Origin of the sequence: Caballeronia temeraria, assembly GCF_001544795.2 — a bacterium.
In the GTDB taxonomy this organism is placed as follows: domain Bacteria; phylum Pseudomonadota; class Gammaproteobacteria; order Burkholderiales; family Burkholderiaceae; genus Caballeronia; species Caballeronia temeraria.
Genome location: NZ_FCOI02000002.1, coordinates 114,839 through 128,874 on the forward strand (window position 1 = coordinate 114,839; position 14,036 = coordinate 128,874).

The following is a 14,036-nucleotide window of genomic DNA, read 5'->3' on the forward strand; positions in this document are numbered from 1 at the left end:
CCCGGCAAGGGATTGCGGGTTTTTCGGGCGATTCGCGGAACGTGCGGCGGCGCGCTTTGGAGCCGTGTGAAGCGGCTCGCGAGGGGATCGAAGCGCTCGCGCGTCATGCCGACGGCGAGCGCCCGTGCTTCATGCGACCTTGCCGGTCTTGCTGCGCGTGCGCTCGGTGTCGAGCAGCGACTCCTTGCGCGGTATGCCCCAGCGATAACCCGCGATCGCGCCGTCCTTGCCGATCACGCGATGGCACGGAATCGCGAGCGCCACCGGATTCGATGCGCACGCATTCGCCACCGCCCGCACCGCGCGCGGCGAGCCGAGCGATTCGGCGATTTCCGTGTAGCTGCGCGTCTGCCCGTACGGGATGCTGCGCAACGCGTCCCACACGCGCCGCTGAAATGCCGTCGCGCCGATATCGAGCGGCAAGTCGAAGCGCTCGCGCGTGCCTTGCAGATACGCGCGAATCTGCGCGACGAACGGCTCCATCTTCGCGGCATCCTCCATTCGGTCGGCTTGCGCGAAATCGGCGGCGAGTTGATCGATTAGCGTGTGCGCATCGTCGCCGAATGCGATCTTGCAGACGCCCTTGTCGGTTGCCGCGACGAGCACGGCGCCGAGCGGCGTCGCGGCAGTCGTGTAACGCACGGTCAGCCCCGCGCCCTGACGCTTGTACGCGGACGGCGTCATGCCGAGTTCCGCGGGCACGGCTTCGTACATGCGCGAGGGCGAGCCGAAACCGGCGTCGTGCGTGGCGCGCGTGACGTTGCGGCCGCGCTGCAACGCGTCGCGCAGCACGCCCGCGCGCTGCGCAGCCTGATACTGCCGCGGCGAAATGCCGACGATGCGCGAGAACAGCCGCTGCAAATGGAACGGGCTGACGTGTACGGCCTCGCTCAATTGCGCGAGCGTCATGCGTTGCTGCGGATCGGCGTCGAGCACCTTGCACGCGCGTTCGACGATCGCGAGTTCGCGCGGCAGGCTCGTCGGCTGGCAGCGCTTGCATGCGCGATATCCGGCTTGTTCGGCGGCGTCGGTCGTCGGAAAGAATTCGACGTTCTCGCGACGCGGCGCCCGCGACGCGCACGACGGCCGGCAAAACACGCCAGTCGTGCGCACGGCGAAGAAGAAAGCGCCATCGGCGTGCTCGTCGCGATCGACGACGGCTTGCCAGCGGCTTTCATCGGAAGAAAAGAGTGTGTCGGTTGCGGTTTTCATGACGACCTCGGTGGCTCTTGGGTACGTGACCACTGTAGAGCCGTCCAGACGAGGTTACGCGCCGTTTCTTGCGGTGTCATCGGCGGGAGGAATCCGAAAAGTGACGCGCAGATACCACAAAAGGACGCTATAGGGGTTTTTACCGAAATTTCTATTGCGTCGCATCAAGCGGCTGTGTATGATTGGAACTGTCTCCTCCATGTCTCCTCCTGATATGGATTCAACCCGCCCACATAGGCGGGTTTTTTTTCGTCCGTTCCAAACGCAGCGCACACAAAAAACCGGGCCGCAGCCCGGTTTCTCATGACGATTCCGCCGCCGTTACAGCACGTAGCGCGACAAATCTTCGTCCTGTGCCACATCGCCGAGCGCGCGATCCACATACGCCGCGTCGATGCGCACCGGCTGGCCGGCGTGATTGCCCGCCGCGAACGACACTTCTTCCAGCAGCTTTTCGATCACCGTGTACAGCCGCCGCGCACCGATGTTCTCGGTCTTCTCGTTCACCGAATATGCGATTTCCGCGAGACGCCGGATGCCGTCTTCGGCGAAATCGAGCTCGACGTCTTCCGTCGCGAGCAGCGCCTTGTACTGTTTGACGAGACTCGCATCGGTCGAATTCAGGATCGATTCGAAGTCGCCGACCGAGAGCGAATCCAGCTCGACGCGAATCGGAAAACGCCCTTGCAACTCGGGAATCAGATCGCTCGGCTTGGCGAGATGGAACGCGCCGCTCGCGATGAACAGGATGTGATCGGTCTTGATCATCCCGTACTTCGTGTTGATGGTCGTGCCTTCGACGAGCGGCAGCAGATCGCGCTGCACGCCCGCGCGCGACACTTCGGCGCCGCCGGTCTCGCTGCGCGACGCGATCTTGTCGATTTCATCGAGGAACACGATGCCGTTCTGCTCGACGTTCTGCACCGCGCGGCTCTTGACCTCTTCGTCGTTGAGCATCTTGCCGGCTTCTTCGTCGGTGAGCAGCTTGAGCGCTTCCTTGACCTTCACCTTGCGGCGCGTCTTCTTGCCGCCGCCGATATTCGCGAACATCGAACGGATCTGCTCGGTCATGTCCTCCATGCCCGGCGGCCCCATGATGTCCATGCCGACTTGCGGCATTTCCACGTCCAGCTCGATTTCCTTGTCGTCGAGCGCGCCTTCGCGCAGCCGCTTGCGGAAGGTCTGGCGCGTGGCGTTGTCGCCGCCTTCGCTGTTCGACTCGATCGCGTTCGATGCGCCGAATCCGACCGGCCGCGCCGTCGGCAGAAGAATGTCGAGGATGCGGTCTTCGGCGCGATCTTCGGCCTTCGTGCGCACCTTCTTCATCTCGGATTCGCGCGTCTGCTTCACGGAAATCTCGATCAGATCGCGCACGATGCTGTCTACGTCGCGGCCGACGTAACCGACTTCGGTGAACTTGGTCGCTTCGATCTTGATGAACGGCGCGTCCGCGAGCTTGGCCAGCCGCCGCGCGATTTCGGTCTTGCCGACGCCCGTCGGCCCGATCATCAGGATGTTCTTCGGCGTGATTTCCTGGCGCAGCGGCTCGGCGACCTGCTGACGGCGCCAGCGGTTGCGCAGCGCGACGGCAACCGCCTTCTTCGCGCGCCCCTGGCCGATGATGTGCTTGTCGAGTTCGGAGACGATTTCGGAGGGAGTCATGGTGGTCATCGCTAAAGTCCTTTATTCGATCGTCTCGATGACGCGATTGTGATTGGTGTAGATGCACATGTCGCCGGCGATGGTCAGCGCCTTTTCGACGACTTCGCGCGGCGAAAGATCCGTGTTCTCGACGAGCGCCTGCGCCGCCGCCTGCGCGTAAGCGCCGCCCGAGCCGATTGCCGCGATGCCGTGCTCCGGATCGAGCACGTCGCCATTGCCGGTAATGACGAGCGTGGTGTCCTTGTCGGCGGTGATCAGCATGGCTTCGAGGCGTCGCAGCATGCGGTCGGTGCGCCAGTCCTTCGCCAGCTCGACCGCGGCGCGCGTCAGATTGCCCTGATGCTTCTCGAGCTTCGCTTCGAAGCGGTCGAGCAGCGAGAACGCGTCGGCCGTGCCGCCGGCGAAGCCGACCAGCACCTTGCCGCCATAGATGCGGCGCACTTTCTTCGCGCCCCCTTTCATGACGATATTGCCGAGCGTCACCTGACCATCGCCGCCCAGCGCGACCTTGCCGTCGCGGCGCACGGAGACGATGGTCGTGCCGTGAAATTGTTCCATGTGCGTTCCTTGTGAAAACAGAAGGACGCGGGGCGGCCCCGTAATGTGGCCATAGCCGCCGCGCAGTCGAGAATTCGATGGAGTGCACGGCGCGGGGTTCCGTCCGGGCGTTGAGCCTCGGGTGGACGGCGCCGCGCTCGCGCCTGCCGCGATGAAGCTTTTGCGGCGCGCGTCGAGTTCATTTTAGGGCGGCGGTGGATTTATCAAGGCGCGCGACTTCGACGCTCGCCGCTTTTTACCTGCCGCAAAGCAAAAAAGGCACCCCTGCCTGGGTGCCTTTTCCTGATGTGACTGCATGCGCGCAACTTTTGCGGCGGCGTCTTCCCCGTGGCGGGCGGACCCGCGACGATCGCCTGCCGGCAGCAATTTCAGTCGCCGAACAGCTTCTGGCGCAGTTCGCGGCGTTCCTGAGCTTCGAGCGAGAGCGTAGCCGTCGGGCGCGCGAGCAGACGCGGAATGCCGATCGGTTCGCCGGTCTCTTCGCACCAGCCGTAATCGCCGGACTCGATGCGCGCGAGCGACTGCTGCACCTTCTTCAGAAGCTTGCGTTCGCGGTCACGCGTGCGCAGTTCCAGTGCATGTTCTTCCTCGATGGTCGCGCGGTCCGCCGGGTCCGGCACGATCACCGTTTCGCGCAGATTTTCGGTGGTCTGGCCGGCATTCTTCAGAATGTCCGCCTGCAACTGTTCGAGCCGGTTCTTGAAGAAGGCGAGTTGCTCCTCGTTCATGTAGTCCTTCTCGCTCATCTTCAGGATTTCGGCTTCGGTCAAGAGTTTCGTTGTCATCAGCTTGCTTCTTCAATGTAGGGCGATGTCTTCGCACCGCCCGCACTTGCGTTACCCGCATGCAACGTGTGGTGCGCCTGGGGCTGCGCGACGCGTCGATGCGGGGCCGAACTCCTCTGGAAACCGATATTGGATGATGCTCCGGAAGGCCCGGCCGCATTTGCATGGCCCGGCATGTCCGGCCCCGGTGCTTTGACTTGATTTGCCTTCCCCCGGCAAATCGAGGCATCGTCCCGACGGGACATCCCTTCTCCAATGTCCGCTGGCCGAGCGCCTGAAAGACGCGCATTCAGCGAAACTGCCCTTCTCCAGTGGGGCTGTATTGTAACTGAACCGCAATTTCCGGCTAAACCTACGGAAAACCCTGTCGATTCGTGCCGGAATTTCAAAAATATAACGCCTGGACGTGCAAAAAGCGATGACGGTTCGTGGGCGCGACTACATACGCACATCGAAAGTCGAACAAGAAAAACGCCGCACACGAGCCATTCGCGGCGGCGTTCTGCTTCGATGCCTCTTTTTTCGCCCCCGCGGGATTCGCACGATCCAAGCGAGATGCGTGCCGGATTACTTCACGAGGCAGGCGTCGAGTCCGTCGGTGATCAGATCCTTCGGCAGCTCGATGCCGATGAACACCATCTTGCTGTTCTTCTTCTCGATCGGCATCCACTTGCCGGCGAGGTCGCTGCCCATCATCTGGTGCACGCCCTGGAACACGACCTTGCGATCGACGCCCTTCATATAGAGCACGCCCTTGTAGCGCAACAGGCGCTCGCCATAGATCTGCAGAATGCCGCCGAGGAAGTCTTCGAGGCGGTTCGGATCGAACGGCTTGTCGCTGCGATACACGAACGACTTGATCTTGTCGTCGTGGTGCGCGTGATGATGGTGGTCATGCCCGTGCTCGTGATCGTGGCTGTGATCGTGACCGCAGGTCGAATGATCGTGGTCGTCGCCGTGGCCGTGATCATGCGCGTGATCGTGGTCATGATCGTGATCGTCTTCCGCGAGGAAGTCCGGATCGATCTCGAGCTTCGAATTCAGGTTGAAGCCGCGCAGATCGAAGATTTCCTTGATGTCGGCGTCGCCGAAATTCACGACCTTGATCGCCGCGCGCGGGTTCATGTGCATCAGGCGATGCTTCAGCGCTTCGAGATCGTCCGCCGAGACGAGATCGGACTTCGTGACGAACAGGCGATCCGCGAAGCCGACCTGACGCTGCACCACTTCGTGCTGGTCGAGCTGCGCGTTCGCGTGCTTCGCGTCGACGAGCGTGATGATCGCGTCGAGCAGGAATTCGTCGGCGACGGTGTTATCCATGAAGAACGTCTGCGCGACCGGGCCGGGATTCGCGAGGCCGGTGGTTTCGATCACGACGCGGTCGAATTCGAGCGTGCCCGCCTTCTTGCGATTCGCGAGGTCTTCGAGAGCGCGCGCGAGGTCGCCACGGATCGTGCAGCAGATGCAGCCGTTGCTCATCTGGATGATCTGCTCGTTCGTTTCCTGCACGAGAATTTCGTTGTCGATGTTCTCTTCGCCGAACTCGTTCTCGATCACGGCGATCTTCATGCCGTGCTTCTCGTTCAGGATGCGCTTGAGCAGCGTGGTTTTGCCGCTGCCGAGAAAGCCGGTCAGGATGGTTACGGGAATCATGGTGTCGCCTTTTAAGTTCGGGGAACGCGCTGAGTCGAATATTGAAACATATTTGCGGAGCCGACGCTTCGTGCGTCCTTCGCCCGCGATTCGGCCTTAACTGGGGCCGATCACGCGATTTGCAACAGCAGCCCTTTCAGATACTCGCCTTCCGGGAACGCCGTCAGCAGCGGATGATCGACGCCCGCGCCGAGACGCTTCAGGATGCGCGCATCGACGCGCGCGTCGGCGGCGGCGCTCGCGACGATCTTCTGGAACAGGTCCGAATCGATCGCGCCGGAGCACGAATACGTGAAGAGCAGCCCGCCCGGACGCAGCAGCTTGAAGCCGCTCAGGTTGATGTCCTTGTACGCGCGCGCGGCGCGATCGACGGTTTCCTTCGACGGCGCGAACTTCGGCGGATCGAGCACGATCAGGTCGAAGCGCTGGCCTTCGTCGTAGAGACGGCGCAGCGTCTTGAAGGCATCGGCGTCGAGCCATTCGGCCTTTGCCGCGTCGAAGCCGTTCGCCGTCACGTTTTCGCGCGCGAGCGCGAGCGCTTCGCCCGACGAATCCACCGAGACCACGCGCGTCGCGCCGCCTTTCAGCGCGGCCAGCGAAAAGCCGCCCGTGTAGCAGAAGCAGTTGAGCACGTCGCGATCTTGCGCGTTCTGCGCGACGAGCACGCGGTTGTCGCGCTGATCGACATAAAAGCCGGTCTTGTGGCCGTTGCGCACATCGACGTGATAACGCACGCCGCATTCGTTCGTGATGAGCGTCTCGGGCGGCGCGTCGCCGGCGAGCACGCCGGTCGTCTGTTCGAGCCCTTCCTTCTGGCGGATCGACACGTCCGAGCGCTCGTAGACGTTCGGGCACGCGGTCGCCTCGACGAGCGCCTGCACGATGGCCTCTTTCCACGCCTCGACGCCCGTCGCCATGAACTGGCAGACGAGCTGCGCGTGTTTGCCGTCGTCCGCGACGTAGTAATCGACGATAAGGCCCGGCAATCCGTCCGCCTCGCCGAAGACGAGGCGCGTCGCGCCGGTGTCCTTGACCATCGTGCGCCGGTGCGCGACCGCGCGCTGCACGCGGCGCTTGAAGAACGCGTGATCGATGGGCTCGCTTTCGTCGAACGTCCAGACGCGCGCGCGAATCTGCGAACTCGGGCTGTACGACGCGCGCGCGAGAAAGCGGCCGTCCGCCGCACGCACGACGACGGTCGCGCCCGGCGCTGGATTGCCGTCGATGCGCGCGATGGCGTTCGCGTAAATCCACGGATGGCGGCGGACGAGCGATCTGTCCTTCGCCGGTTTGAGCGTGATGGTGTTCATTGCAATCCGGAGGCGGCGCGCGAGGCGCCCGCCGAGTTAATCGCGCTTTTTCGCGCGCGGGTGCGCCGCATCGTAGACGCGGGCGAGATGCTGAAAATCGAGCGACGTGTACACCTGCGTCGCCGTGATGTTCGCGTGGCCGAGCAGTTCCTGCACCGCGCGCAGATCGCCGCTCGATTGCAGCACGTGCGTGGCGAACGAATGCCGCAGCACGTGCGGATGCACGTTCGACGGAATGCCCGCGAGCAGCGCGAGCCGCTTCACGCGTTCGCGCACGACGCCGGGCGACATGCGATTGCCGCGCACCGAAAGAAAGAGCGCGTGCGGATCGAGCTTGACGAATTCGCCGCGCACGTCGATCCACGCGCGCAGCGCTTCGATCGCCTTGCTGCCGACCGGCACCGAGCGCCGCCGATTGCCCTTGCCGAGCACGGTCACTTCCTGTTGCACGAGATCGAGCCAGCCCGCCGAACGATAACCGTCCTGCTCGACGAAGCGCACATCCAGCCCGACGAGTTCCGCGAGCCGCAGCCCCGACGAGTAGAACAGTTCGAGGATCGCGTGATCGCGCAGCGCTTCGGTCGTGTCCGCTTGCGGCGCGTCCATGAGCCTCGCGGCGTCATCGACGGAAAGCGCCTTCGGCAGCGTCTTTTCGCGCTTGGGCGCGCGCACCGCCGCGACGGGATTCGCGGGCATCTCGACGCGCTCGGCGAGCCATCGATAGAACGCGCGCCACGCCGACAGCCGATGCCCGATCGAACGCGACGACAGCCCGCCCGCGTGCGCCCGCACGACCGCGCCGCGAATATCGGCGGACGTGAGCGTTTCGAGCGGACGATCCTTGGCGAGCGCGCGCAACTCGCTCAATTCATGCGTGTAGCCGCGCAGCGTGTGCTCGGAGAGATGCCGCTGATGGTCGAGCATCGCGAGATAGTCGGCGATCACATCGGCGGCGGCGTTCATGTTCAGTGCGGCAGCAGGCGCGACAGCGCGGCGCTCGCGAGCGCGCCGATCTGCGTGAGGAAGTCCGTCGCCATGCCGTCGTGAAAGCGGCGCGGATCGGGCGAGCCCATCACGAGCAGTCCGAAGCTCGGTGCGTCCGGGCCGGCTTGCGGATCGCGCAGCGCGATGAGCGACACGGATTCGATCGTGCGATCGATGTCGGACGGGCCGTCGCTCGGCGCGACCGTCGCCGATGCCGAGTTCGCCGCGCCCAGCCACTGCGCGGCAGCGAAGCCGGTGTTCACGCCGCAGTACGGCGTCGCGAGGCTGCTCGTGAAAATGCGCACTTCCTCGCCGACCTGACGCGCGAAATCGGCCTGCCGATACGCTTCGTCGATATCCCACACGCGCAGCGCGGCGTGGGGCACGTCGAAGACTTCGCACAGCCCTTTGCTGATGGTCGTGGGCAACGCGTACGGATCGCGCTGCGAGATCACGCGCACGGTCCAGCGGTTGAACTTGGACGAGATGCTGTCGTTCTCGTGGCCGTAGCGCAGCAGTTCGGCCAGACGCCGCTCGAGCTGCTTGTTCTTGTCGCGCAGCATTTCCATCTGGCGTTCCTGCAACGACACGGCCGCTTTGCCGTGCGGATTCGAAAGCCGGATGGTGCCGAGCAATTCCGCGTGCTCGACAAAGAAATCGGGGTTGTCGAGCAGATAGTCGGCGACTTCGCGTGGATTCATTGGTGACGTATATGCGTTAAACGATGCGGTCGAGCTCGATCTCGCCTTCGAAAACCGTGGCGGCGGGTCCGGCCATGAAGAGCGCGGCGGCTTCGTTGCTTGCGCCGTCCCAGCGGATCGTGAGCGTGCCGCCGTGCGTTTCGACGCGCACGGGCGAATCGAGCCGGCCGCGACGGATGCCCGCGGCCACCGCCGCGCACGCGCCCGTGCCGCACGCGAGCGTTTCGCCCGCGCCGCGCTCGTAGACGCGCAGTTTCACCGAATGACGATCGACGATCTGCATGAAGCCCGCGTTGACGCGCTTCGGAAAGCGCGCGTGACGCTCGACGACCGGACCTTCGGTCAGGACCGGATACGCCTCGACGTCATCGACGATCTGGACCGCGTGCGGATTGCCCATCGACACAACGGAAATCCAGCGCGTTTCGCCGTTCACGTCGAGCGGCCAGAGCGTGTCGTTGCCTTCCTTGCGGCCTTCGAGCGCCTGCGCGTCGAAGGGAACCTGCGGCGGATCGAATACCGGCGTGCTCATGTCGACGACGACTTCGCCGTTTTCCTGCATCGTCAGCGTGATGATGCCGTTTTGCACCTGCACGCGCACCGTCGATGCGTCCGTCAGACGCCGGTCGCGCACGAACTTCACGAAGCAGCGCGCGCCATTGCCGCAATGCTCGACTTCGCCGCCATCGCAATTGAAGATGCGGTACTTGAAGTCGACGCCGCCGATCGTCGGCTTTTCCACGAGCAGCAACTGATCCGCGCCCACGCCGAAATGGCGGTTCGCAAGCGCGCGCACTTGCTCGCCCGAGAGATCGAGCGCCTGCGTATAGCCGTCGAGCACGACGAAGTCATTGCCCGCGCCTTGCATCTTGGTGAATTTCAGTTTCATGGCCGCTATTGTATGTGAGCCGCGCTGCCGCGTTTCGCGCCGTCCAGGCGTTGATTTCAGGCCTCAATAAAAACCCGGCTCGCCCGGCGGCCGCGTCTTGAAGCGCTTGTGCACCCAATAATATTGCTCCGGCATGTGCGGAATCTGCTCTTCCAGAAACGCGTTCATGCGGCGCGCGTCGGCTTCGTCATCGCCGGTGGGGTAATTGTCCCAAGGCTCGAAAATCTTCAGCCGATAACCCTTGTAGTCCGGCAAGACCTCGCCGATGAACGGCACGACCTGCGCCTTGCCCGTCTTCGCCAGCCGGCCGACTGCGGTCAGCGTGCACGTCGGGATGCCGAAAAACGGCACGAAGGTGGAATTGCGCATGCCGTAATCCATGTCCGCGCCGAGCATCACGGGCTTGCGATCGCGCAGCCAGCGCAGCACGATGCGCGCGCTGTCGGCGCGGCTCGCCATGTCGGCGCCGAAGCGGGCGCGCTGCGCCTTCGCCAGTGCCTCGATCTGCGGATTCGAAAACGGCTGATACAGCGATCCGCATTGCCGGTGCAGCGAGTAGTTCAGGAAGATCGAACCCGCTTCGATGCCGACGAAATGCAGGCCGAGAAAGAGCGTGGGCGGAAGATCGGGATCGGTGAGATCGACGGCGCTGTCGACCTGAATCAGCTTTTCGAGCTTCTTCGCGGAGCCGAACCATTGCACGCTGCGCTCCACGTAGCTGCGGATCGCGTGACGGAAATGCTTCTGCGCGATGTCCTCGCGTTTTTCCTCGGACCACTCGGGAAAGCAGAGCTTCAGGTTCGTATGGACGATGCGCTTGCGGCGGCTCGGGATCTGATAGAGCAGCCAGCCGAGCCCGTCGCCGAAACGCGCAGTGATGCCGTACGGAATGAGCGCCAGGAATTTGAGGAAACCGATGGCGAGCGCCACGCCGATGCGGCCTAGCATGACGAACTCCGGCGAGCGGGCAAAAGCGGCGAACCGGACGAACGGGACGAAAAGGGCGGGACCAAGGAAGCCAAAAGGGTCAATTCTGTGAAATCAGGGGAAGCCGGTATAATAGAACCTTCGCCGAGTTAATGGACAACTTGCGGGGCGAAGCGGGCCGAAGGCTTCCGAAGTTTCAGGAGGCCGCCGGTCCGGAAAAACATCCGCTAAAGCGTCGCCGCTTCAGACTCCAGACGAAGACGGCTACGTGATCATCAACCGTACTCTTGGAGTCTGAAGCGTGTCGAACGACTATCTCTTTACTTCCGAATCCGTTTCCGAAGGCCACCCGGACAAGGTTGCCGACCAAATCTCCGACGCCATCCTCGACGCCATCCTGTCGCAGGACAAATATTCGCGCGTCGCAGCGGAAACGCTCTGCAACACCGGTCTCGTCGTCCTCGCGGGCGAAATCACGACTAACGCCAACGTCGATTACATCCAGGTCGCGCGCGACACCATCAAGCGCATCGGCTATGACAACACCGACTTCGGCATCGACTATCGCGGCTGCGCGGTGCTCGTCGCTTACGACAAGCAATCGCCGGATATCGCGCAAGGCGTCAACAAGGCGCACGACGACAACCTCGATCAAGGCGCGGGCGACCAGGGCCTGATGTTCGGCTACGCGTGCGACGAAACGCCCGAACTGATGCCGCTGCCGATCCACCTGTCGCATCGCCTCGTCGAGCGTCAGGCGGATCTGCGCCGCGACGGCCGTCTGCCCTGGCTGCGTCCGGACGCGAAGTCGCAGGTCACCGTGCGTTACGTCGACGGCCGCGCGCATTCCATCGACACCGTCGTGCTGTCCACGCAACATTCGCCGGACATCGACCTCGCGCAACTGCGCGAAGCGGTGATCGAAGAAGTCATCAAGCCGACGCTGCCGAAGGAACTCATCAAGGGCGACATCAAGTTCCTGGTGAACCCGACGGGCCGTTTCGTCATCGGCGGTCCGCAGGGCGACTGCGGTCTGACGGGCCGCAAGATCATCGTCGATACGTACGGCGGCGCGGCGCCGCACGGCGGCGGCGCGTTCTCGGGCAAGGATCCGTCGAAGGTCGACCGCTCGGCGGCTTACGCGGGCCGTTATGTCGCGAAGAACATCGTCGCGGCGGGTCTCGCTTCGCGCGCGCTGATTCAGGTTTCGTACGCAATCGGCGTCGCGCGTCCGACTTCGGTGATGGTGAACACGTTCGGCACGGGCCGCGTGTCGGATGCCGAAATCACGAAGCTCGTTCAGGAGCACTTCGATCTGCGTCCGAAGGGCATCATCCAGATGCTCGATCTGCTGCGCCCGATCTACGAGAAGACGGCCGCTTACGGTCACTTCGGCCGCGAAGAGCCGGAATTCTCGTGGGAAGCCACGGACAAGGCGCTTGTCCTCGCGGAAGCCGCCGGCACCGAGCCGGTCGCCAGCGTGGCATAACGCCGCCGAGGCATCGAGCAGGACGAAAACCGGCAAGCATCGCGCTTGCCGGTTTTTTTTTGCGCCTCGCGCGGCGCGTTTCTTGCGATGACATCGGGTGGCAAACCCGATCATCCACGGAGCCGCCATGCCGTTCGATACGCTTCTCTCTCCTGTCACCATCGGCGGTCTCGAACTGCCGAATCGCGTCGTGATGGCGCCGCTCACGCGCAATCGCGCATCGCAGCCCGGCGACGTGCCCACCGAAATGAACGCCCGCTATTACGCGCAGCGCGCGGGCGCGGGGCTCATCGTCAGCGAGGCGACGCAGATTTCGCCGCAAGGTCAGGGCTATTTCGCGACGCCGGGCATCTACTCCGATCCGCAGGAAGCCGGTTGGAGAGCGGTCGTGGGCGCGGTTCACGCTCGGCACGGGCGCATCGCGTCGCAGTTGTGGCATGTGGGGCGCGTGTCGCATCGCTCGCTTCAGGAAGGCGGTGCGCCGCCCGTCGCGCCGTCCGCGATCCGCGCGCGCGACACGCAAGTGTTCGTGAAACACGATGACGGCTCTTACGGCATGACCGATGCCGACGACCCGCGCGCGCTCGAAACCGACGAGCTGCCGGGCATCGTGCTGCAATTCGTCGATGCCGCGCATCGCGCGAAACGGGCCGATTTCGACATGATCGAAGTGCACGCGGCCAACGGCTATCTGCTGCATCAGTTCATGGCGACGGGCACCAATCACCGCACCGACGATTACGGCGGCGGCATTGAGAATCGCGTGCGGCTCGTCATCGATGTGCTGGAGGCCGTGGCCGGCGTGATGGGCGCGAATCGCGTGGGCATCCGCATTTCGCCGAACTTCACGGGCTTCGATCTGCAGGACGACGAAGGCGAGGCGTCATCGCTGCATCTGGCGCGCGAGCTGAAGCGCATTGGCATTGCGTATCTGCATCTGGCGGAGGGCGACTGGGCCGGCGGCGCGCCGCTCTCGGAAGGCTATCGGCGCGCGCTGCGCGAGGCCTACGACGGCGCGATCATCGTCTGCGGCGAATACACGGCGGAAGAGGCGAACGCGCGCATCGAACGAGGCGAAGCCGATGCCGTGGCCTTTGGTCGCGCGTTTCTTGCGAATCCGGATCTGGTCGAGCGCTTCAGGACCGCAGCGCCGCTCAACACGCCCGACGAGGCCACGTTCTACGGCGGCGGAGAAAAAGGCTACACGGACTATCCGGCGCTCGACGAGTCCACGCCGGACTGAGTCGAGCGATTCAGCGCGCCGCGAACGCGTACCAGCCGGCGCTGCTCGCCGACACGCGGCGCGGACGGCGGCTCGTCAGTGCGGCGGCCTTCGGCTTGGGCGCCGGCGCGCGCAACTGCACCGGACGGCGCAACAGCGCGCGCAACGATACCCGCCGCGAAGCCGCACGGACACGCAGATTGAAGAAGAAACCGCGGAACCACGACCGGATACCGTCGACAGGATGCACGTTCTTCAGTTGCTCGGCGAGCAATTGCGTGCGGGTGGAGTGATGGCGCAATGCGCGGATCATGCCGCGGCGCGCAGGACGCGCGGCTCGCGAGGCGGCGCGAGTCAATCCGATAGCGATTCGGTGGTTCATGTCGGCGGGAAAAGGTCGATTTGCGTGGAGGCAGACTCGACGATAGTCGTCTCAAAAATGGAGTTCAACGATTCGATTCAAACGCGTTTGCGAAGTTGCACCGAATTGATGCGGCTCAATGTACAGGACGCGTATTACCCGGGTAAGTCCGCGTTTTCCCTGCCGTTTTATGAAGCGGCTGCTTATAAATCCCCGCGGATGCGTTGCCGCACGGGCCTTCCCGCGTCGCCGGATTTACAATCCCCGTATTCGCCCCAATTCC

13 protein-coding genes are annotated in these 14,036 nt (G+C 63.8%); 2 read left to right on the forward strand and 11 right to left on the reverse strand.

Annotation, left to right across the window (positions count from 1 at the left end; all coding sequences use genetic code 11):
• Positions 1–129 precede the first annotated feature (129 nt).
• The 10 genes from ada to AWB76_RS03025 form a co-directional block, all read right to left on the reverse strand.
• Positions 130–1,212: a bifunctional DNA-binding transcriptional regulator/O6-methylguanine-DNA methyltransferase Ada gene (gene ada, locus AWB76_RS02980; protein WP_061158646.1), complete on the reverse strand. Its 1,083-nt coding sequence runs from the start codon at positions 1,210–1,212 to the stop codon at positions 130–132.
• Positions 1,213–1,533: 321 nt separating this feature from the next.
• Entirely contained in the window at positions 1,534–2,883 is a 1,350-nt protein-coding gene (gene hslU, locus AWB76_RS02985) for an ATP-dependent protease ATPase subunit HslU (RefSeq protein ID WP_061158647.1), read from the reverse strand.
• Between the two features lie 12 nt (positions 2,884–2,895).
• Positions 2,896–3,432, reverse strand: coding sequence for an ATP-dependent protease subunit HslV (hslV, locus tag AWB76_RS02990; RefSeq protein WP_061158648.1), 537 nt, complete (start codon positions 3,430–3,432; stop codon positions 2,896–2,898).
• Positions 3,433–3,800: 368 nt separating this feature from the next.
• The gene (gene dksA, locus AWB76_RS02995; protein ID WP_061122132.1) at positions 3,801–4,217 is read right to left on the reverse strand and encodes an RNA polymerase-binding protein DksA; all 417 of its coding nucleotides are present in this window, start codon (positions 4,215–4,217) and stop codon (positions 3,801–3,803) included.
• 567 nt (positions 4,218–4,784) lie between these two features.
• Entirely contained in the window at positions 4,785–5,870 is a 1,086-nt protein-coding gene (locus AWB76_RS03000) for a CobW family GTP-binding protein (protein WP_061158649.1), read from the reverse strand.
• A 110-nt stretch (positions 5,871–5,980) separates the two neighbouring features.
• Positions 5,981–7,180 (reverse strand): class I SAM-dependent rRNA methyltransferase, encoded by a 1,200-nt coding sequence (locus tag AWB76_RS03005; protein WP_061158650.1) that lies wholly within the window; start codon positions 7,178–7,180, stop codon positions 5,981–5,983.
• Between the two features lie 36 nt (positions 7,181–7,216).
• On the reverse strand, positions 7,217–8,143 hold the full coding sequence (gene xerC / locus AWB76_RS03010; RefSeq protein ID WP_061158651.1) for a tyrosine recombinase XerC: 927 nt from the start codon (positions 8,141–8,143) through the stop codon (positions 7,217–7,219).
• A 2-nt stretch (positions 8,144–8,145) separates the two neighbouring features.
• On the reverse strand, positions 8,146–8,865 hold the full coding sequence (locus AWB76_RS03015; protein WP_061158652.1) for a DUF484 family protein: 720 nt from the start codon (positions 8,863–8,865) through the stop codon (positions 8,146–8,148).
• Between the two features lie 16 nt (positions 8,866–8,881).
• The gene (gene dapF, locus AWB76_RS03020; protein WP_061158653.1) at positions 8,882–9,754 is read right to left on the reverse strand and encodes a diaminopimelate epimerase; all 873 of its coding nucleotides are present in this window, start codon (positions 9,752–9,754) and stop codon (positions 8,882–8,884) included.
• A 63-nt stretch (positions 9,755–9,817) separates the two neighbouring features.
• On the reverse strand, positions 9,818–10,786 hold the full coding sequence (locus AWB76_RS03025) for a lipid A biosynthesis lauroyl acyltransferase (protein ID WP_445343863.1): 969 nt from the start codon (positions 10,784–10,786) through the stop codon (positions 9,818–9,820).
• 196 nt (positions 10,787–10,982) lie between these two features.
• Here AWB76_RS03025 and metK point away from each other — a divergent pair, with 196 nt between their 5' ends.
• The gene (gene metK / locus AWB76_RS03030; protein ID WP_061158655.1) at positions 10,983–12,170 is read left to right on the forward strand and encodes a methionine adenosyltransferase; all 1,188 of its coding nucleotides are present in this window, start codon (positions 10,983–10,985) and stop codon (positions 12,168–12,170) included.
• 127 nt (positions 12,171–12,297) lie between these two features.
• Positions 12,298–13,413, forward strand: a complete 1,116-nt coding sequence (locus AWB76_RS03035) for an alkene reductase (RefSeq protein ID WP_061158656.1) — start codon at positions 12,298–12,300, stop codon at positions 13,411–13,413.
• 10 nt (positions 13,414–13,423) lie between these two features.
• Here the strand turns inward: AWB76_RS03035 and AWB76_RS03040 are convergent, their stop codons facing one another.
• The gene (locus AWB76_RS03040) at positions 13,424–13,705 is read right to left on the reverse strand and encodes a hypothetical protein (RefSeq protein WP_061158988.1); all 282 of its coding nucleotides are present in this window, start codon (positions 13,703–13,705) and stop codon (positions 13,424–13,426) included.
• Positions 13,706–14,036 lie beyond the last annotated feature (331 nt).

Bases quoted from the DNA above. Each gene is read 5' to 3' on its own strand.
- AWB76_RS03015 (WP_061158652.1), bottom strand. From the start codon at position 8,865: ATGAATCCACGCGAAGTCGCCGACTATCTGCTCGACAACCCCGATTTC.
- dapF (WP_061158653.1), bottom strand. From the start codon at position 9,754: ATGAAACTGAAATTCACCAAGATGCAAGGCGCGGGCAATGACTTCGTC.
- AWB76_RS03005 (WP_061158650.1), bottom strand. From the start codon at position 7,180: ATGAACACCATCACGCTCAAACCGGCGAAGGACAGATCGCTCGTCCGC.
- AWB76_RS03000 (WP_061158649.1), bottom strand. From the start codon at position 5,870: ATGATTCCCGTAACCATCCTGACCGGCTTTCTCGGCAGCGGCAAAACC.
- xerC (WP_061158651.1), bottom strand. From the start codon at position 8,143: ATGAACGCCGCCGCCGATGTGATCGCCGACTATCTCGCGATGCTCGAC.
- hslU (WP_061158647.1), bottom strand. From the start codon at position 2,883: ATGACCACCATGACTCCCTCCGAAATCGTCTCCGAACTCGACAAGCAC.
- dksA (WP_061122132.1), bottom strand. From the start codon at position 4,217: ATGACAACGAAACTCTTGACCGAAGCCGAAATCCTGAAGATGAGCGAG.
- hslV (WP_061158648.1), bottom strand. From the start codon at position 3,432: ATGGAACAATTTCACGGCACGACCATCGTCTCCGTGCGCCGCGACGGC.
- AWB76_RS03040 (WP_061158988.1), bottom strand. From the start codon at position 13,705: ATGATCCGCGCATTGCGCCATCACTCCACCCGCACGCAATTGCTCGCC.
- ada (WP_061158646.1), bottom strand. From the start codon at position 1,212: ATGAAAACCGCAACCGACACACTCTTTTCTTCCGATGAAAGCCGCTGG.
- AWB76_RS03035 (WP_061158656.1), top strand. From the start codon at position 12,298: ATGCCGTTCGATACGCTTCTCTCTCCTGTCACCATCGGCGGTCTCGAA.